The sequence below is a fragment of the Petrotoga sp. HWHPT.55.6.3 genome (assembly GCF_002895495.1).
GTDB lineage: Bacteria > Thermotogota > Thermotogae > Petrotogales > Petrotogaceae > Petrotoga > Petrotoga mobilis.
The window spans coordinates 1-19,757 of the sequence record NZ_AZRJ01000006.1 but is presented as its reverse complement, the minus strand read 5'-3'; the positions used below and the strand labels follow the sequence as shown (position 1 = coordinate 19,757).

The 19,757-nt window shown below is 34.0% G+C and carries 21 protein-coding genes and 1 riboswitch; of the genes, 12 read left to right on the top strand and 9 right to left on the bottom strand.

All coding sequences use genetic code 11. The features are described from left to right. Window positions 1–438, bottom strand: a complete 438-nt coding sequence (locus X926_RS01795) for a MarR family winged helix-turn-helix transcriptional regulator (RefSeq protein WP_012207871.1) — start codon at window positions 436–438, stop codon at window positions 1–3. Between the two features lie 239 nt (window positions 439–677). Here X926_RS01795 and X926_RS01790 point away from each other — a divergent pair, with 239 nt between their 5' ends. The 3 genes from X926_RS01790 to X926_RS01780 all read left to right on the top strand — a co-directional run bounded on the left by X926_RS01790 (window position 678) and on the right by X926_RS01780 (window position 4,137). Beyond that, on the top strand, window positions 678–2,039 hold the full coding sequence (locus X926_RS01790; RefSeq protein ID WP_199171155.1) for an MATE family efflux transporter: 1,362 nt from the start codon (window positions 678–680) through the stop codon (window positions 2,037–2,039). Window positions 2,040–2,238: 199 nt separating this feature from the next. Then, a complete protein-coding gene (locus X926_RS01785) occupies window positions 2,239–2,703 on the top strand; it encodes a MarR family winged helix-turn-helix transcriptional regulator (RefSeq protein ID WP_103064753.1) in 465 nt (154 codons plus the stop codon). Continuing rightward, window positions 2,704–4,137 (top strand): MATE family efflux transporter, encoded by a 1,434-nt coding sequence (locus X926_RS01780; RefSeq protein WP_103064752.1) that lies wholly within the window; start codon window positions 2,704–2,706, stop codon window positions 4,135–4,137. It begins immediately after the preceding gene. A 44-nt stretch (window positions 4,138–4,181) separates the two neighbouring features. On the opposite strand, the gene efp is transcribed toward X926_RS01780, so the two are convergent. Then, on the bottom strand, window positions 4,182–4,739 hold the full coding sequence (gene efp / locus X926_RS01775; RefSeq protein WP_103064751.1) for an elongation factor P: 558 nt from the start codon (window positions 4,737–4,739) through the stop codon (window positions 4,182–4,184). 340 nt (window positions 4,740–5,079) lie between these two features. Here efp and X926_RS01770 point away from each other — a divergent pair, with 340 nt between their 5' ends. Continuing rightward, on the top strand, window positions 5,080–5,277 hold the full coding sequence (locus X926_RS01770) for a cold-shock protein (protein ID WP_012207866.1): 198 nt from the start codon (window positions 5,080–5,082) through the stop codon (window positions 5,275–5,277). Between the two features lie 66 nt (window positions 5,278–5,343). Here the strand turns inward: X926_RS01770 and deoC are convergent, their stop codons facing one another. After that, window positions 5,344–6,093 carry a deoxyribose-phosphate aldolase gene (gene deoC / locus X926_RS01765; protein WP_103064750.1) on the bottom strand — a complete coding sequence of 250 codons (750 nt, stop codon included), beginning with the start codon at window positions 6,091–6,093 and terminating at the stop codon, window positions 5,344–5,346. A 106-nt stretch (window positions 6,094–6,199) separates the two neighbouring features. Next, window positions 6,200–6,304: riboswitch (TPP riboswitch) on the top strand. Window positions 6,305–6,441: 137 nt separating this feature from the next. On the opposite strand from deoC, the gene X926_RS01760 reads away from it, so the two are divergent. Then, entirely contained in the window at window positions 6,442–7,419 is a 978-nt protein-coding gene (locus tag X926_RS01760; RefSeq protein WP_103064749.1) for a thiamine ABC transporter substrate binding subunit, read from the top strand. A 159-nt stretch (window positions 7,420–7,578) separates the two neighbouring features. Here the strand turns inward: X926_RS01760 and X926_RS10290 are convergent, their stop codons facing one another. Continuing rightward, complete coding sequence (locus X926_RS10290) at window positions 7,579–7,731, bottom strand: hypothetical protein (protein ID WP_233186663.1); 153 nt, start codon at window positions 7,729–7,731, stop codon at window positions 7,579–7,581. Between X926_RS10290 and X926_RS01755 the strand changes: the two genes are divergently transcribed. After that, window positions 7,658–8,962: an iron ABC transporter permease gene (locus tag X926_RS01755; protein WP_233186660.1), complete on the top strand. Its 1,305-nt coding sequence runs from the start codon at window positions 7,658–7,660 to the stop codon at window positions 8,960–8,962. The genes X926_RS10290 and X926_RS01755 overlap by 74 nt on opposite strands. On the opposite strand, the gene X926_RS01750 is transcribed toward X926_RS01755, so the two are convergent. Beyond that, window positions 8,959–9,672, bottom strand: coding sequence for a hypothetical protein (locus tag X926_RS01750; RefSeq protein WP_103064747.1), 714 nt, complete (start codon window positions 9,670–9,672; stop codon window positions 8,959–8,961). The two genes, X926_RS01755 and X926_RS01750, sit on opposite strands and share 4 nt — an antisense overlap. Before the next feature lie 197 nt (window positions 9,673–9,869). Here X926_RS01750 and X926_RS01745 point away from each other — a divergent pair, with 197 nt between their 5' ends. Next, window positions 9,870–10,232 carry an encapsulin-associated ferritin-like protein gene (locus X926_RS01745; RefSeq protein ID WP_103064746.1) on the top strand — a complete coding sequence of 121 codons (363 nt, stop codon included), beginning with the start codon at window positions 9,870–9,872 and terminating at the stop codon, window positions 10,230–10,232. A 31-nt stretch (window positions 10,233–10,263) separates the two neighbouring features. Next, window positions 10,264–11,061: a family 1 encapsulin nanocompartment shell protein gene (locus X926_RS01740; RefSeq protein WP_103064745.1), complete on the top strand. Its 798-nt coding sequence runs from the start codon at window positions 10,264–10,266 to the stop codon at window positions 11,059–11,061. Window positions 11,062–11,169: 108 nt separating this feature from the next. Here X926_RS01740 and dnaA read toward each other — a convergent pair whose 3' ends face one another. Beyond that, entirely contained in the window at window positions 11,170–12,534 is a 1,365-nt protein-coding gene (gene dnaA / locus X926_RS01735) for a chromosomal replication initiator protein DnaA (protein WP_103064744.1), read from the bottom strand. A 286-nt stretch (window positions 12,535–12,820) separates the two neighbouring features. Between dnaA and X926_RS01730 the strand changes: the two genes are divergently transcribed. From X926_RS01730 to X926_RS01715, 4 genes are read left to right on the top strand one after another with little or no spacing between them, the layout of a single operon-like run. After that, window positions 12,821–13,510 (top strand): ABC transporter permease, encoded by a 690-nt coding sequence (locus tag X926_RS01730; protein WP_369973669.1) that lies wholly within the window; start codon window positions 12,821–12,823, stop codon window positions 13,508–13,510. Window positions 13,511–13,523: 13 nt separating this feature from the next. Beyond that, window positions 13,524–14,399 (top strand): ABC transporter permease, encoded by an 876-nt coding sequence (locus X926_RS01725; protein WP_012209569.1) that lies wholly within the window; start codon window positions 13,524–13,526, stop codon window positions 14,397–14,399. A gap of 5 nt (window positions 14,400–14,404) precedes the next feature. After that, complete coding sequence (locus X926_RS01720) at window positions 14,405–15,394, top strand: ABC transporter ATP-binding protein (RefSeq protein ID WP_103064743.1); 990 nt, start codon at window positions 14,405–14,407, stop codon at window positions 15,392–15,394. Continuing rightward, window positions 15,387–16,400: an ABC transporter ATP-binding protein gene (locus tag X926_RS01715; protein WP_103064742.1), complete on the top strand. Its 1,014-nt coding sequence runs from the start codon at window positions 15,387–15,389 to the stop codon at window positions 16,398–16,400. Before X926_RS01720 ends, X926_RS01715 begins: the two co-directional genes overlap by 8 nt. 3 nt (window positions 16,401–16,403) lie before the next feature. Here X926_RS01715 and murJ read toward each other — a convergent pair whose 3' ends face one another. The 3 genes from murJ to X926_RS01700 all read right to left on the bottom strand — a co-directional run bounded on the left by murJ (window position 16,404) and on the right by X926_RS01700 (window position 19,527). Beyond that, a complete protein-coding gene (gene murJ, locus X926_RS01710) occupies window positions 16,404–17,888 on the bottom strand; it encodes a murein biosynthesis integral membrane protein MurJ (RefSeq protein WP_103064741.1) in 1,485 nt (494 codons plus the stop codon). A 20-nt stretch (window positions 17,889–17,908) separates the two neighbouring features. Then, on the bottom strand, window positions 17,909–18,538 hold the full coding sequence (upp, locus tag X926_RS01705) for a uracil phosphoribosyltransferase (RefSeq protein WP_103064740.1): 630 nt from the start codon (window positions 18,536–18,538) through the stop codon (window positions 17,909–17,911). A gap of 92 nt (window positions 18,539–18,630) precedes the next feature. After that, on the bottom strand, window positions 18,631–19,527 hold the full coding sequence (locus tag X926_RS01700) for an aldo/keto reductase family oxidoreductase (RefSeq protein WP_103064739.1): 897 nt from the start codon (window positions 19,525–19,527) through the stop codon (window positions 18,631–18,633). Window positions 19,528–19,757: the final 230 nt, after the last annotated feature.

The following is a 19,757-nucleotide window of genomic DNA, read 5'->3' as shown; positions in this document are numbered from 1 at the left end:
TTATATCCCACCTTGATTTTCATTCAAAATTTTATTGATTTCATTTAATATTTCTACACTTCTTTCTTTTTCTCCCAATTTTTCATATACTTTTTCCATCAATATTACCCTGTTTTTTATCACGTTTTCTATTATATTAGTCCCGTCTTGAGTAATTTGAACAACATATACCCTTTTATCCTTCTTTGATTTTTCCCTAACCAAATATCCTGCAATTTCCAATCTTCTAATGAGTCCAGTTGTTGTGCTTTTTGTTACCCCCAATCTTTTACTGATGTCACTGAGCATTTTAGGACCTTTGAAATAAACGGTTTGCAAAACATCAAACTGAGCCGGAGAAATGTTGAACTCTTTTAAAACTTTTCTTCCTTCACTTTTTACTTTTGAGCAAATCTCTCTAATCATCTTTTCCATTTGAATTGAAGGGTTATTTTCCATTTTATTCCTCCCCAGATTATGAAGTATTTCTCTAATTTTCTGGATTCAGTCATGATCAAAACGCAATATCTAATATAGTATATCATATTCTTGAAAAATCAATCTGACAATTTACAAAGTTGAGTTATTTATACATTAATGGTAAAATAATCAAAGGTTCTTAAAAAGGATTTTAAGGCTGGGGAAGGGGCGATGGGGTGCTATTAATTAAATTATTTTAATGTTTATGGGAGGAATATATGGAAAAAGATCTAACAAAAGGTAGTGTAATAAAGCATATTTTGTTGATGGCACTACCTACAATGTTTGGTATGGCAGCCCAAATGGTTTACGATCTTGTTGATATCTTTTGGATAGGCATGATTTCCAGTGAGGCGATAGCGGGGGTGACGATTTTTTCAACTATATTTTGGATGGTGGATTCATTAAATGAGATTATTGGTGTAAGTTCAATCTCATTGGTATCTCAAGCTTACGGTAAAAAAGATTATAATCAAACTGCGAGATCAATTGAACAAACTATAAGTTTCAAATTTTTGGTGGCATTAATAGCTGCAACCTTCATGGCAGTGTTTTTGGAACCATTGATGTCTCTTTTTGCAGATGAAACTGTGGTGAATTATGGTTTAGAGTATGGTTATTTAAGATTGTTCTTTTTACCGATAATGTTCTCTTCCTACTCTGTAAACACTGTTTTTAGATGTTTGGGGGATGCTAAAACACCAATGATTATAATGATATTTGTTAGCATACTAAACCTTTTTCTTGATCCTATTTTTATCTTTGAAACGGTACCTTTTATCAACTTACCAGGCTTGGGTTTTGGAGTTTTGGGAGCAGCAATTGCAACCGTGGTTTCTCAGTCCATTGCTTTTCTTATAGGCTTTTTAATTCTTTTTTCCAGAACTCATGAAGTCAAACCTCGTATAAAAGGTTTATTTAGACTAAATAAAGATATTGATATAAAATTAATAACTATAGGAATGCCAAACGGTGTAGAAATACTTTTTAGAAATCTTTCAAATATAGCTATATTAGGTTTTGTCTCACTTTTTGGTAATCAGGCTATCGCAGCAAATGGGATCGCTGGCAGGATTTTTGGATTTGCCTTCGTCCCTTTGTTTGGTCTTACTATGGGGGCATCTTCTGTGGTTGGTCAGGCGATAGGAGCCGGAGATATAAAAAGATCTGAAAGAGCTGCAAATATCACGGGAATATTAGGTTCAGTTGCAATGTTATTTTTCATTGTAATGGCGTTTGGTTTTGGTGAAAGTGTGATTTCTCTCTTCACAAACGACGCTATTGTGATTAAATATGGAACTGAATTTCTAAAGTATGGATCAGTAGGTTTAGTTGTATTAGGATATGGTTATGGCCTTGCAAGTGCTTTTTCTGCATCGGGGTACAATTTTCCGTTTCTTTTATCGAGCATTATTTCAAGGTGGGGAATACAATTATGCATTTTAATCGTAGCTATTAATATTTTTAACCAGCCCTTAACATGGGTGTGGCTTTCTTATATGTTCGGGGATATCGCAGAATCTTTCATCCTTTTTTATTTTTATCAAAAGGGAAGATGGAAAGAGAAAAAAGCATGGTAGTAAAATATAAAACCAGAAAATATTAGTTGCACATGCAACCAAATTTTAACGGGAAAATGGTTGTATATGCAACAATTTTTTTCTATAATTATTTTTGTTTCCATTTCTCTCTTATGGTCAGGCTGTAGGTTTCAATTGATCACTGGGCTCTTCCTTAGAAGAGTGGAGAGCTGATTTTTAAAGGAGGCAAAATCAAAAGTTGCTTAATTTAGAGCAAGATCCATCGGTTATTAGCAAGATATCATGTTTATTCAGAACCATGAATTCGATGATGAAAAAAGAACTTCAAAGGTTTGACATTGGAAGAGGTCAATTTCAGTTTCTTATGTACTTACTTAAAAAAGGAGATGGAATAAGTCAAGAAGAATTAAACGAGCAGCTAAATTTCGATAAAGCAACTACCGCAAGAGCAATCAAGAAGCTTATAAAAAATGGTTATCTTACGAAAAAAATCGATGATAATGATCATCGAATCAATAGAATATTTTTGACAAATAAAGCTTACCAAATCTATAACGAAATGGTTAAGATGAATGATTATTGGGAAAGAATTATAACAGACAATCTTTCAACTGAGGAAAAAGAAATGGTTCAACATATATTGGATAAAATGCTCACTAACATACTAAAATACAAAGCTAAAGATCATGAGGAGGTGTCGTAATTGGAAGAAAATACCAATAAGCTTGAAGACAAGAAGATAGGGAAGCTATTAATGGAACTGTCATTACCAGCAATAGTTGCCATGTTGGTCCAAGCTTTGTACAATTTTGTCGATACTATATACATTGCCCGAGGTGTTGGTACACTTGGAATAGCTGGAGTATCTGTTGCCTTTCCAATTCAGATGATCATTATGGCTTTTGGTGGAATGATAGGAATCGGTGGGGGAACATTAATATCCCGAAGTTTAGGAGCCAAAGATGTTGAGCGGGCAGAAAACGCTTTAGGGAATATTTTTTCTGCTATCTTCGTTTTAAGCATAGCTCTTACTATTCTTGGTACTATCTTTTTAGATCCTATTTTAAATCTCTTCGGGGCCACACCTGATATCCTTTCATACGCAGAGGATTACATGAGTGTAATCCTGTATGGAGCAATACTCTTTACAATTGGAATGGCAAGTCACAACGTTATGAGAGCAGAAGGTAATGCGAAATATGCCATGATAGCTATGATCGTTCCAGGAGTATTGAACATTATTCTTGATCCTATTTTTATATTTGGATTGAATATGGAAGTAAAAGGCGCAGCAGTAGCTACTGTTCTTTCTCAGCTTGTTGGTGTTATTTATATAGGATATTACTTTTTCAGTGGAAAAAGTTCTTTGAAATTTCACAGAAAGAATTTCATATTAGATAGGCATATCATGTCTGAAACGCTAGGGGTTGGAGCTTCTGCTTTTGTTAGACAAGTTGCTGGAAGTTTACTAGCAATAGTTTTAAATAATTTGCTAGGTACGTACGGGAGTTCTCTGCATATAGCAATTTTTGGGGTAATAAATAGACTTTTAATGTTCTTTTTTTTGCCTATGTTTGGTATAGCGCAAGGTTTTTTACCAATAGCTGGTTATAATTATGGAGCCAAAAGATATGACAGAGTAAAAGAAGTTTTGAAAAAAGCAACAATTGCTGCTCTTACATGGTCCATAGTTTCATTCTTTTTAGTTCAATTGTTTCCTGGTTTTCTACTGTCAATATTTTCAACAGATCCGTCCTTGATTAGTGAAGGTATTCCTGCTCTAAGAATAGACGCGATGTTTATATGGATTGTTGGCTTTCAAGTTGTTGGATCATCTTTATTTCAAGCTATTGGTAGAGCTGGTCCTGCACTATTGTTATCAATGTCAAGACAAATATTGATATTTATTCCAATGGTGTTTGTAATGTCACACTTTTTTGGATTAATGGGTATTTGGTACACATTTCCTATTTCAGATGTTTTATCAGCATTGTTAACATTATTTTTTGTGATTAGAGAGATAAAAATTTTGAATACTCTACAGAAAAAGCAAGTTCAAATTAACGATGAAGAAAAAGAAATTGAGGAATCTTATACATCGGAAGGTAAGCATGAATACCAACCCCAAGAAAAATAATAAGGCTCGATAAAAATATATCGAGCCTTTAATATATACGCTTTTTATGCTCTTTCTAAGTAATCTCCTGTACGAGTGTCTACTTTTATTTTTTGACCTCTTTCCACAAAAAAAGGGACAGTGGTTTTCAATCCTGTTTCTAATGTTGCCGGTTTGCCACCACCAGACACGGTGTTTCCTTTAAAATTAGGTTCTGTGTCAATAACGGTTAGAACCACAACTGTGGGAAGTTGAATAGAAACAGGATTTCCATTAAAAAAGACTAGATCGACTTCCAAATTTTCGGTTAAATAAAATTTTTCATCTTCTAACTCTTGAGAAGGCAAAGAATATTGTTCATAGGTGTCGAGTAGCATAAAGTAATAATGATCGTCATCGTTGTATAAATACTGGGCTTTACTAAAACTTATATCAGCTTCTTCAACCTTCTCACCACTAGAAAAACTAACCTCTTTTATTAATCCTGTCATGACACTTTTTAGGCGGGTTCTAATTAATCCGCTGCCTCTTCCCATAAAATGCTTATTGGCTTCAATTACACGGTACATTTCGTTTTGATAAACTATAAAATCTCCTTTTCTTAAGTCTCCTACATCGATCATTCAATTTCCTCCTTGATTTTCAGTTAATCTCAATTAAAGGGGCATAAAAAAACTAAAACCCCACAAATTCATTTTAATTATATTTTTTTAATGATGACTAATAATAGGCAAAACTTCACTACAGAATAAATTTAGCAATTATTTCTTAACTTGTCAAGTCTTTTCTTGTACGTTTGTTTAAAATGTTGTACCTAATTATCTTTTAGCTAGGTTTACTCATAATTCATATACTGTTTATAAAAAATTAACTTGCATTCCTATCCATTTTGTATTATAATACTTTTGCAACACATTCCGTATGCTGCAATGGGTGGCGCGGTAGAAATTTGGAGGTAACAAAGTGAAAGGTAAAGTAAAGTGGTTTGATTCAAAGAAAGGTTATGGCTTCATCACAGGGGAAGATGGGAACGATGTATTTGTACACTTCTCAGCTGTTCAAATGGATGGCTACAGAAAGTTAGAAGAAGATCAAGAAGTTGAATTTGAAGTTGTCGAAGGTGACAAAGGTCCTCAAGCTTCAAATGTAAGACCCTTATAACCCTTATAAGTGTATACCATAATCTAAACCCAAAATACACCAAGGAGCGCGAAAGCGCTCCTTTATTTATTTGCTCTCTTGAATTATCTTTAATCCTGAGCTTGTTCCTATTCTATCAGCTCCACAACCTATCATTTTTAAAGCTGTTTCCAAGTCTTTAATACCTCCGGATGCTTTTACTTTCATTTCATTTCCTGCGAGGAAATTCATCAATGCCACGTCCTCTAATTCAGCCCCTCCACTTCCAAAGCCTGTAGAAGTTTTAACAAAATCCGCTCCAGCTAGTTTTGAAATTACAACGGCAGCTATCTTTTCTTCCTTCGAAAGATAACAGGTTTCAATTATAACTTTTAACAATTTTTTAGCATCTTTAGTCAATGAAGAAATAGCATGTATTTCTTCATAGATATAATCATACTGTTGCACCTTAAGCCTTCCTATATTCAACACCATATCTAATTCATCAGCGCCATCTTTAATCGAATTTTCAGATTCGTAAACTTTTGTTTGTATAGTATTGGCTCCCAGAGGGAATCCAATCACTGTTGCTACTTTTACTTCACTATCTGTAAGGATTTCTTTTGATAAACTTACATAAGTTGGATTAATGCAAACCGCGTAGAAATTGTTATCTTTAGCTTCTTTACAGAGAGTTTCGATATCTAAAGGTGTTGAGGTAGCTTTAAGCATGGTATGATCAATATATTTTGCCACTTCTTGGGGTTTTAAATCTGCCTGTCTTTCCTCAAAAGTGAATTCCTTTTCTACTCTTTTTATTTCGGTTTTAATGATCTTTTCTAATTCTGAAATTCTCATTTTTTAACCCCTTTCCTTAAATAATAAGATTGTTTTACAAAAATAATTTCTAAAATATTTTATCATATTTTAAAAAAATGTGATATAATAAGTTTGAAAGTAAATAACAAATGGCCAGGGGAGCTGAAAGGCTGAGAGGATGCCAAAAAGGCATCGACCCTGACTACCTGATCTGGATAATACCAGCGAAGGGAGGCTAAAAATATGTATTCAATTTGATCCTGTTCTCACTTTGCTGGTGCAGAACAGGATTTTTATTTTTTACAACAGGCTAATAATGAGTAATTCCATGTTGGAAACTATCTCATTTAAGCTAACTAAATAAATATTTAAAAGAGGTGAGTAAAGGTGAAGAAGTTTTTAGCGATGATAGGTATTATAGTTGTTTTGTTCTCTATTGTTCTTTCTGAGGAATTGACTGTCTATGTTTATGAAAGTTTCAGTTGGATTGAGCAAGGTACAGTTCAAAAGTTCGAAGAGATGTACGGCTGCGATGTAAAAGTGGTAAAATTGGGTGATGCAGGTAATGTGCTTACACGGTTAGTTTTAGAAAAGAAAAATCCACGAGCGGATGTAGTCATTGGGCTTGATCAGTCTTTAGCTGCAAAAGCTGTTGAAGAAGATCTATTGATCCCTTACAAGCCAAAAAACATTGAAAATGTTGCAGCCAAAGCCTTGATATTTGATCCCGAATATTATGTAATTCCTTACGACTATGGAGCTATTGCCATCATTTATGATCCTGAAAAGATACAAGAAGAATTAGTATCTTTTGAAGACCTAACGAAATATAAAAATTCTTTGATAATTCAGGATCCAAGAGCATCAAGCACCGGTCAGGCTTTTTTACTCTGGACAATAGCCGTTTATGAAAATGAGTGGAAAGATTTTTGGGAAAGACTTAAGCCTGCAATATTAACGGTGAGTCCTAGCTGGGATGATTCTTTTGCAAAATTCGAAATTGGTGAGGCGCCTATGATGGTCAGCTATGCAACTGATAGCGCATATTCGCAATATTATTACGGATCTAGTAAGTACAAGGTTTTTATCCCCAAAGAAGGTGCATATGTTCAAATAGAAGGTGCAGGTATCGTTAAAGGTACTGATAATTTAGATTTAGCTCAGAAATTCATAGAATTTATGTTGACAGAAAATTTTCAAAAAGGAATACCTTTAAATCAATGGATGTTCCCTGTAATTGATGTTGAACTGCCTGAGGTTTACCAATATGCAGTGGTTCCCGAAAAAATTCTGACTATACCAGCCCAAGAAATTTCAAACAATCTACAAATATGGCTGAATGAATGGGAGGCTCTATTATACTGAACTTATGAACAATAGAAGAAGCAAGTATTTACTGTTTATTTTATTTTTGAGTTTGTGGTTAATACCTTTTTCTTTTTTATTTAAAGATTTCTTTCGTTTGGAAGGTTTAGTTAATTTGCTGGATCCGCGTACGTGGCGGATCCTTGGTTTTACTTTTTATCAAGCCTTTCTTTCATCTGTGTTGTCATTGTTTATAACTTTGATTCCGGCGTATTTTACTTCAAGAAATGAAGGGATCATATCCAAATTATTAGACAACACGATTTTCATCCCTTTCTTTTTTCCACCTGTCTCGGCAGTTATGGCTTTCACTCTTGTTTATTCTTCAGTTGGTATCCTTTCAAAATTAGGTTTTAATTTAAATATTATGTACACGTTGAAAGCGATAATTTTAGCTCATATCTTTTATAACTCTCCCATATTTGTTCGTTACATATCGGAGGCTCTTAGAAGGGTGCCAGCAAGTTTTATAGAAACAGCCAGTATGGAAGGAGCGGGAAAATTTAAGACTTTTATAAACGTAGAATTACCTTTGATCATTCCATCCATTTCAAGGGCTTTATTCCTAGTATTTACATATAATTTCACAAGTTTCGCGATTGTTTTGAGTTTAGGTGGAGTAAGATATTCTACTTTGGAAGTAGCTATTTCTACAACATTAAGAAGCTCCTTGGACTTTCCCAAGGCTTTATCTTATGCATTAATTCAACTCATAATCCTCACGATGCTTAATATCTTTATATCAAAATTTGAACCTATATCTTTCGAATTTGAGCCATTATCTCAAAAAAAATCCGGATACCTAAGCAGGACAATATCGATATTTTACTTAATCTTTGAATATTCTATCGTCTTAATTGGTATTGCAGCTTCTTTTTTCGATTTTATAAATATGAAATTTGATATATCTTCATTTTTGAATTTATTCTCTAAAGAGTTGAATAGTGTATATCCAGTTGTTAGATCTATTTTAAATTCCTTTTTAGTATCCACGATATCAGCTTTCTTTGCTGTAATAACAGCATATTTTTTATTAAAAAATTACAGTAAGCTCATCAATGTCAGTGTAATGGCTACTTTAGGAATATCATCTGCATTTTTAGGTATGGCTTTACTTTATTTAAATATACTATTTAATATTCCGTACGTATTGTTGTTGATTTTGGGATATTTCTTGATAACCATACCTATCGCGTATTCATTTTTGTTCCAACCGATACGCGGATTTGACAATAAAATAGTTGAAGCCGCAAAGATAGATGGGGCAAACAAACTGACTATCTTTCTAAAAGTAGAATTACCTCTTCTGCTTTCTTCCATTACGAGTGCGTTTCTTCAGATATTTGCAATAATTTTTGGTGAATTTACCATCAGTTATACTATGCAAGTAAGGGATTACTTTCCTCTTGTAAGTGTGGTTAACTATTCTCTTTCCTCAGGGAGATTGTATCAGGAAGCAAATGCCTTAAGCGGGCTGAACATAATTATAATCTTCTTTATCTTTTATATTAGCAATAAATTTGCAAAAAAGTCGGAAATTTAAATATTATCTTTTTCAACTACAGCAATAGCGAACTCCGTAATAAAATATGCTTTCATCATATAATATTTTTCGTTTTCCTCATTACTTAAAACCTCTTCAAACAATTTATCGTTAGAAATATTAAGTTTATTCCTCAATATAACTAACATATTAAATTCTCTAATCTCATCTATTTCAAAATATTTTATGAGCCCGGTGGTCTTTAAATAATTATTTACGGCGGTTTTTATGTAATCATATATCTTTTGTTTTATTGGTAAAAATTTAAAAAAATTGCTTCTCATCAAACTAGCAACCTTCATTGCTCCAACTTTTCTAATAGATAAAAGTTCAAAAACGTTATCGTATTTAAAATCAATATACATTCCAAAAAATTTACCGCTCAATCTCCCTTTGGCATCTTTTTCTTTCAACATCTCACTGTTGATAGTTAATGCGAAAGGAAATATAGTTATAGTCTCTAAGAAGTTATCGAAATTAATTTCTAAATCATCGATATTATAATTTAATTTTTCCTCCACTTCCGACCTTACACTGATCTCTGCTTCTTTGAATTTATAAGCAGCCTCTTTTAGATTTTCTATAATCTCGTCCATTTCACTGGGATCAGCGTTTTTTAAAAATTCAAGATTGAACTTTTGAAGCTCTGGATGTTCCTTAAACAATCTATCTAAAAATTTTTTAAAATCTTCTTCATCGTAATCGCTCATAATACATTCCTCCAAACAAAGTTTCAAAGAAAATATGTCTCATCTACGTTAATTATAACATATATTGTGATCTATCTAGGAATTTTTTGAAAAAAATAAAAAAATGGTATAATTTTAAATGAAAAAGTAAATTTGTAGGGTGCTATATAAAAAGTTTCTAGAGATAGTCAATCAAAAATAAAAAGGAGGGAAACTAAATGCAAGATTACCACGAACCTTATGAAGAACTAAGTGACAAAGATCGTTCTTATGTATACGCATTAAACAGTTTAAAAGAGGAGATTGAAGCAATAGATTGGTACAACCAAAGGGCGGCTGTTTCTAAAGATCCAACCATCAAAGAAATTATGGATCACAATAGAGATGAAGAAATTGAACATGCGGTAATGCTTATCGAGTGGTTAAGAAGAAACATGGATGGATGGGATGAAGAACTGAAGACTTATCTTTTCACAGAAAAACCATTGCTAGAAGTAGAGGAAGAAGCTGTTGAAGGAGAAAGCAAAGAAGAGTCTTCTTCAAATAAAAAAGGTGATTTGGGACTAAGAGGATTGAAGTAGAAAAAATTTCAAAGATGAAGGAGGGTAAAAAATGGATTTTCTTAAAAGGGATTTAGCTCCAATAACTGAAGAAGCTTGGGAAGAATTAGACGAAAGGGCAAAGGAGATTTTTAAGAACAAATTAAAAATAAGACCAATTATTGATGTAGAAGGTCCTTATGGATGGGAATATTCTTCATACAATTTAGGTACAAACGAACTCGTTGAAAACCCGAGAGATGGATTGGGATGGGGAATAAGACAAGTTTTACCTATAGTAGAGATTAGAAACCCATTTGTTTTGAAACAATGGGAGCTTGATAATATCGAAAGGGGTTTAAAAACTCCGGATTTGGAAGGGTTAGAAACCGCTGCTAAGCAGTTGGCTTCGTTCGAAAATAAATTAATTTTAAAAGGCATAGAAAAAGCCAATATAATTGGGTTGCAAACGCTTGCTAAACAAAATTCAGTGGAAAGTTCTAAAGAAAGCGTTAAAGATTTTGTTAAATCTTTATTTGAAGTAAAAAAGAGATTCATGGAGCAAGGGATTGAGGGACCGTATACCTTAGTGATCAACAAAGAACTATGGCAAGATTTGTTTACCATGAATCTATCTTATCCTTTGGATTTAGTTGTTAAAGAAATTATAGACGCCAAAGTTAAACCTATGCATGAAGTAGATGAAAGTTTTGTAATTTCTAACCGTGGTGGAGACTTTAAATTAATTTTAGGTCAAGATATTTCCTTAGGATATGAAAGCAAATTTGACGAGCAACTCAAATTTTTCTTCACTGAAAGTTTAACCTTCCACGTAGTAACACCGGAAGCTATAGTTGGTTTAGAAATGTAAATTACTTTTAAAAAACATTTGCTGAAACAACCTGCTTATTATAAACAAAAAAATCGGCCTCAATTTGTTCTCGGTTAAATCATAATTTGAGGCCGATTTCTTCTATTTTTATAAAGTAAGAATACCTTTTTCGTCTTCCAATTTGTTCTTGATGTTATTGATCTTATTTTTTATCATTTCATTTCCCATCAACAAAGAATGTTCTATTTTTTTGATGGAATGAATAATAGTAGAATGATTTTTATCTAATTTTTCGGAGATATCTTTAGTTTTCAACTTCATAGTAGTCTTAAAAAGATAAGCTAAAACTTGACGTGCTAATGCTATTTCTTTTTTTCTAGATGATGAGAAGATATCCTTTCTATTTATATTGAATTCAGCGGCGACCAGATCTATAACGGTATCTATTTTCACAGTTTCAAGAACTTCTGGTGACTGGAACCTAACCTTGTTTGCGTTCATTCTCATCATTGAATTGACTATCGTTTTTGCAGATTCAATATTCACTGGTGCACCCGAAATTTGACTTTGCAATAAAAGGTTCATAATGGCGCCGCGAAGTTTTCTTAAATTTGTATCGACGTGTTCAGCCAAGTAATAAGCAACATCATCGGTAAGTTGAAGAGAGATCATTTGTGCCATTTTCTTAGCTATTAAGTACTTTGTTGCCTTATCAGGTGCTTGTATATCAGTTATCAAACCCATTTCAAACCTACTAATCAATCTAGGATGAAAGGTTGCCAATTCGTCGGGCGTTCTATCGGAGCATATTACTATCTGTTTTCTTGAGTTAAAAAGAGAATTAAAGGTATGAAAAAGTTCGCTTTGTACGGTATTTTTTCCAATTAAAAATTGAACATCATCTATCAATAAAAAATCTACATTTCTTCTAAAGCGTTCTCGGAAGTTTTCCATATCACTAGCTCTTATTCCATCCATCATTTGATTCATAAAATCTTCGGCTGTTACATACTTAACCTTCAAATCAGGGGCATTTTCCATCAAAAAGTTCCCTATTGCATGTAAAAGATGTGTTTTACCTAGTCCAACATCTCCATATATAAATAAAGGATTATATTTGCCAGGATTCTTGCAAACTTCCAAGGCTGAATAATAAGCTATTCTATTGGAATTTCCCGTAACAAAGCTGTCAAAGGTGAACTCAGGATTAAATTCTGATAGTTTCAAAGGTCTGTTTTTTATTATTGGACCATTTACTGCATTTTTTTGTTCTTTGCTAATAGGGGTTTCCTTAAAAACAACCTCTACAGACTTACCTAAGATATTATTTATAGTTTCTTTTATTATTGAACCGAATCTTTTCTCGACAGCTTCTTTAATAAATAAATTTCCTAATCCAACAACGACCTTTTTGTCTTCTAATTCCAAAATTTGAGCCGTTGTTAGCCAATTATTCCAGGTATCTCTAGACATGTTGGAACGAAGTTTTTCTATTAGTTCATGCTTTTCCATTATTTTCACCCCTTGGAATAAAACCCAATATATACTTTATCATAAGGGGTCAACTTAATCAAGAAAATTTTTGATTAAAAATCTGATTAAAGGCTATTTATGCTAAATCTAGAACTTAAAATTTTTAGATCCCTCATCTTAAAAAGATTTAAGAGACAACTTGAAGAACAAAAATTGTTAAATCTTTGTTTTAAAAAATAAAAATGTATAATATACAAACGTATTAATTTTTGAATAATAAGAAATGTTAATATATATTATGTTAATTTAAAATAACTTAATTTAAATAATAATATTTTTTGTTATTAGGATAATTCCCGGAGATCCCGTTGCAGCGATGTTAGGTGGAAGAGCTTCTCAAGAGGTTATTGAAGCCAGGAGAGCAGAACTAGGACTTAACGATCCCATATTGGTTCAATTTTTTAAATACGTAGGGGGACTGTTCAGAGGTGACTTGGGAACTTCAACAATGACAGGAAGACCTGTACTTGATGAGATATTAGAAAGATTTCCCGCTACACTTGAATTAACAATTTTTGCGTTTATTGTAGCAGTAGTTATAGGGATCTTTTGGGGTTCAAAAGCCGCACAAAAAAGAGACAAACTTATCTCAAGTATTTTTTTAAGAATGGTTCGAAATAATACAATTTTAACGTTAACCTCTGATTATGTTAAATCTGCTAAAGCAAGGGGGATACCTGAAAATAGAATATTATACAGGCATGCTTTAAGGAACGCTTTAGTTCCTATTTTAACAGTAATGGGATTACAGCTCGCACTATTGATGGCTGGAGCTGTTTTAACTGAAACGACTTTTTCTTGGCCAGGGATAGGGAGTTACCTCATCATGAAAATCAGATACAGAGATTTTCCCGCCATTCAAGGAACGATAGTTTTTTTCGCAATTTTCGTAATTATAATTAACATCATAATAGAAATTATCAACGCGTTAATAGACCCAAGAGTAAGGTACTGAGGAGGGTATAAAATTGGAAGAACATAAATTCATTTCATCGAAGATTGGAAAGGGCTTCTCCAGATTCTTTAGAGGTTCCAATGCATGGCTTACCTTCATAGGTATGGTTATTTTAATTTTTTACATTTTTTTAGCCATTTTTTCACCTCAAATAGCTCCTTACGACCCTACAGAAAGGGTTGGAAGATCTTTAACCCCTCCGAGTAATGAATTTTGGTTTGGAACAGACAACCTCGGTAGGGACGTATTTAGTAGGGTTGTTTATGGGGCTAGAATAGCCTTAACAATAGCTTTTGTTTCTGTGGCAATAGCTTCTGCTATTGGTATACCGTTAGGTTTATTATCCGGATTTGTGGGCGGAATATTCGATAGAATAATGACCATAGTTATGGATGCTATATATTCTTTTCCAGGTTTGATTCTTGCCATAGCGATAGCGGCATTTTTAGGACCAGGTATCATGAATATCGCAATTTCTATAGCCGTTGTTTACATACCCACATACTTTAGGGTCATTAGAAATCAAGTATCTTCAGTTAAAAATGAACTTTATGTCGATGGAGCCAGAGCTATAGGCGCTTCAAACTTATCTATTTTGGGAAGGTACATACTTCCAAATGTACTTCCATCCGTAGTGGTTGTGCTTTCTATGAACCTGGCAGACGCCATAATGACAGAAGCTGGGTTGAGCTTTTTGGGATTAGGCATAGCTCCTCCAACTCCCGATTGGGGTTTTGATTTGAGCAACGGTCAAAGATTCATTTTGAGTGGTGCTTGGTGGGCTTTGACCTTTCCAGGTGTTGCTATAATGACTGTTACACTAGGATTTTCCATGTTCAGCGAAGGTTTGAACGAGATGCTGAATCCTACAATTAGGGAAAGAAGGTAGTAAGAGTGCTTGAAGTGAAAAATCTGAAAGTTTATTATAAAAGTGAAGAGGGTATTATAAAAGCGGTTGACGATGTTAGTTTTAAGGTAAAAGACGGAGAAACCCTGGGCCTAGTGGGAGAATCGGGCTGTGGGAAGTCTACCTTAGGACAAGCTATAATGAAAATATTACCGTTAAATGCACGATTGTACGGCGAAATTATATTAAATGGTCAAAATATTATTAAAATGAACGAAAAACAAATGCGAGAAATTCGTGGTAGAGATATTACCATGATCTTTCAAGATCCGATGACTTCTCTCAATCCCATCATGAAAGTCAAAGACCTGTTTGTTGAAATTGTAAGAGCTCATTTTCCCGATATATCTAAAGAAAAAGCTATAGAAATGGGTGGTGGTGTCCTAAAGGATGTGGGAATAGACCCAAGTAGGATGAACCAATATACATTTCAATTCAGTGGTGGTATGAGACAAAGGGTGATGATCGCCCTAGGTCTTGTTTTAAAACCGTCCTTTGTCATTTCTGATGAGCCAACAACTTCTTTGGATGTCATAGTTCAAGCACAAATAATAGAGTTGATGAATAAATTAAGGGATGAATATCAAATGTCTATGTTGCTTATAACACATGATTTAGGTGTAGTTGCTCAACTTGCAGATAAGATTGGAGTAATGTATGCCGGTCATTTGGTGGAAATATCTTCAAAGGAAAATATTTATTACAATCCCAAGCACCCTTATACAAAAGCTCTTTTAGATTCAATCCCAAATACAGATATCAACGACAAAGATTTAAAATATATTCCTGGAAGTCCTCCAGATTTAGGTAAACCTCCAAAAGGATGCCGATTCGCCCCTCGGTGTGAGTACGCTATGGACATCTGTCGCGAACAAGAGCCTAACAGCTTTTTAATCGAAGGATCGGAAGTTAAGTGCTGGCTTTATGAAAATTCTCAAGATTTAAATAATGTAAATGTAGGTGGTACTAATGACTGAAAATACAATCTTAAAAGTTCAAGGTTTGAAAAAATATTTTCCTCTAAAAAGAACGGTGGGGGAAGTTTTAACTAGAACTCCACCAAAATATGTAAGGGCGGTAGATGAGATTAATTTTGAAGTAAAAAAAGGTGAAACTCTTGGTTTAGTTGGTGAATCAGGAAGCGGGAAAACAACTACAGGTAGGCTGATTACAAGGTTAGAAGATCCCACTGAAGGAAAAATTTTATTCAAAGAAAAAGACATCAGTACATTAACAAAAAAAGAATTAAAACACATAAGAAAAGAGATTCAAATAATCTTTCAAGACCCACTTGCAGCCTTGAACCCTCATATGAGGATCGGTGAAGCTGTGATGCATCCTCTAGAAATACACAATATTGGCAAAGACCATTCCGAAAGACAAAAGCTTGTTATGGAGATGTTGGAAAGGGTACAGTTATCACCTGCTAGTGAGTATTATTATAGATATCCTCGTGATTTATCTGGTGGTCAAAGGCAAAGGGTTGTAATAGCAAGGGCTTTGATCTTAAAGCCTACTTTTGTTGTGGCGGATGAAGCAGTTGCGATGTTGGATGTCTCTGTTAGATCCCAATTGTTGCAACTGATGATCAACTTAAAAAACGATTTTGATCTGACTTATCTTTTCATCACACATGATTTAGCTACAACCAAATATATATGTGACAGAATCGCCGTAATGTACTTGGGTAAAATTATCGAAGTTGGAAATTTTGAGCAAATATATACAAAACCCAAACATCCGTACACTCAAGCTCTAATATCAGCCGTTCCTGAACCTGACCCCAAGAGCAAGAAAAGAAGAATAATACCTCAAGGGGAAGTTCCAAATGCCGTTAACATCCCTACAGGTTGTAGGTTTCATCCTCGATGCCCGTATGCAAAAGAAATTTGTAAAATTAAAGAACCCATTTTGAAAAATGTTGAAAACCAAGAAGTTGCCTGTCATCTCTATGATTCAGAATATGAAAAGAGTGCCGTTTAGATCTTATTTTCTTTTCAAGAAAAGGTTTATTGATAATTTTAACTTTTTTGAACCTATAAGGTACGCTGATAAAAAGTAGACGATTACACTCAGAGCAATCAGGAGAACAACTAACAATCTCGAATCGAAAAATCCTTTACAAGTCACAATAAATATGGACATAAAAGCGCTTGCGATGAAAATTTTAAATATTTCTACCCAATCTTCACCAGTCAAACCTTTAATAATATTGAAACCAGTCATAAACATGCCGATAATTCCAGAAATAGAAGTTGCAAAGGCAATTCCAACAACACCATATCTGAAAGCCAACAAAACATCGAGAATTGCGTTCACTGAAAGCATCACAACCGCCACTAAAGAAGGATACCTTGTATTCAATTTAGAGTGATAAGTCCTAATGAAGATGGTATGTAAAGAATAAAATGGAAGCCCTATAGAATAATACAACAAAGTTTTTGCTGTTATCAACGTATCTTCAAAGGTAAAACTACCATGTTGATATATCAAAGCCACGATCTCATTGTTTAAAAATATCAAACCGAACATGGAAGGAATTGCAAAGAACAAAGTTAGTTCTATACTATCTTTCAAATTCTTGTTGTATTCTTTTTCATCTTTTATACTCGAAGAATACGATAATTTAGGTAAAAGAGCGTTTGCAACGCTGATGGCAAATATACTCAAAGGAAGCTGATAAACTCTTAGGGCGTATTGAATGGTCGAGACACCGCCAGTACCGGTCCAGGTTGCGATATTGGTATCGACCAATGTATTCAAGGAAGCTACAGCTACTCCTAATAATGCGGGACCAAACAAGTTCATTATACTTTTCAGATCTTTGAAATTAAAATCAAGTGTCATCCGGAAGTGTATCTTTCTCAAAAGATAATAAACCAAAAGAAACTGTAAAACTCCTCCCAATGTGAATCCTATAGTAGGACCTAATATTCTTGGGGAAAAGTAAGAAGACAAAAAGATAAAAACGATACTGCAAAGGTTGGATAAAGCTGGAGCGAAAGCAGGCCCAAAATAGATATCCTTACTATTTAAAACACCGGTAGCTATTGCCCACAAAGAGATAAAAATTATAAATGGATATGTAATTTTCAACAAATAAGAGGTTAATTCCATAGTTGATTCGGCCAAACCTGTTCCCAAAACTAAAACTATTTGGTCGGAAAAGAGATATACAGGTATATATAATAAAACAGTCGTTATTAATACAAACCATATTGTGGTGCTAAGAAAAACCTGAGAATCTTTTCCTTGTTTTCTTGTAAATAAAGGAATAAAAGCTGAGGAGAGGGCTCCATCAGCGAAGATTTTCCGAAGAAAAAAAGGTAGAAGAATGGCAACTAAATATGCATCGTACTCTGCACTAATCCCAAAATAATGAGCAAAGGTAGCATCCCGCAAAAGGCCTAAAAGTCTACTTATAAGAGTTGCCAAAGAGAAAAGAAATGTATGCCTCAACAATTTCGACATCCAAATGCCCCCGATATTCTTTATTTGGTCCTGTACAATCTGTCTCCTGCATCCCCTAATCCTGGAACAATATACGCTTTTGAATTGAGTTTATTATCCAAAGCAGCAGTATAAATAATCACATCTGGGTTTTCACTTACAACTACGTTAACCCCTTCAGGAGCAACTATCAAGGACATAATAGTGATATTTTGTCCTCCCTGTTTTTTCACTTGCTTTATAGCATGATTCATAGAATGTCCTGTGGCAAGCATAGGATCGAGAATGAAGATTTGATGGTCTTCTGTCAAAGGCGGAAACTTCACATAATACTCTATAGCATTGAGGGTTTCGGGATCTCTATACACACCCAGAAAGCCCACACTGGCGTTTGGAACCAATGAAAGAACACCATCCAGCATACCTAAGCCTGCTCGCAATATAGGAACTATGGTAACTTTTTTATCTTCAACCATTTCTCCCTTTGTCTGTGCAATTGGCGTTTCAACTTCAACTTCCATCGTAGGGAGATTTCTGGCTGCTTCATAGGTTAGCAAAAGGGTTATCTCCTTCAAAAGTTCCCGGAATTCTTTAGGTCCTGTGTCTTTATTTCTCATTATAGAAAGTTTGTGTTTTATCAAAGGATGATCAACGACGTGAAGATTATTCATTTAAAATTTGCACCTCCCAAATCTTTGTTAAAATATCTATCTAAACATGGATTAAGCGTTATTGTGAATATCATATGAAATCATCAACTCCTTTACGGTACATCATGGCCGAGGGCTGCTTCATAAATCTTAAACCATTGCTCCCTCGTCATTTCTATGTTCAGAGCTTCAACGGCATTCTTAAGTCTTTCTAATCTACCGCTTCCAGAAATAGGGATTACACCGACAGGATGGTTTAAGAGCCAAGCGTATACAACAGTATCTATAGAATCAATACCGAGTTCTTTGCCAACTTCTTTCAACGTCGTCAATATTCTTACCGATTTATCGTTTGAACCATCGAATAACTTCCCACCCGCCAAAGGTGACCAAGCCATTGGATTGATATTTTTCCCTTTTAGAAAATAAATATTATCGTTTTCAAAATGTTCTAAGTTGAATGGAGAGATTTCTATCTGATTAGTCACCAAAGGAAGATTCAATTTCGATTGTAAAGCTTCAAACTGATTGATGGTGAAGTTTGACACTCCGAAGAAACGAACTTTACCAGATTTATGTAACTCTAAGAAGGCTTCTGCAATTTCTTCTGGGTTCATGAAGGGATCTGGGCGATGTATCAGTAGTAAATCGATATAATCGGTATGAAGGTTACGAAGGGAATTATCTACAGATTTCAGAATATGTTCTTTGCTAGTATCGTAATAATGAATTCTTTTTGTCTCCTTGTTAGGAAGTACTATGCCACACTTGGTTACAATTTGCATCTTATCTCTTAAAGAAGGATTTGACTTTAAAACTTCTCCAAATAAGCCTTCACAAGTATAATTTCCATAAATATCGGCATGATCGAAAGTAGTTACTCCTAAATCTATCGCTTTCATAATAAATTTTTCTGTTTGTTCTGTTGAAAAATTCCAGTCTCTAAGTCTCATCATCCCTTGTACTATTCTTGATAAATACAAACCACTATTAGAAACGTTGACTTGCATTATTTCACCTCTTGATCTAGAAGAATTTGAATACTTTTTATTCCATTTATTATAACATATTTTATTCTTAGCTATCGTTTGAAATAGAAAAAAAGCAACAAACTTTTAATTTTTTGATATAATTAAATGCATAAACAGGCCTGGGGGTCAAAAAGGTAAAGGCTCCTTTTCCTTATGGGTGGGGAGCTGGATGAAATGACAAAAGAATCTTTTCCTTATGGGTGGGGAGC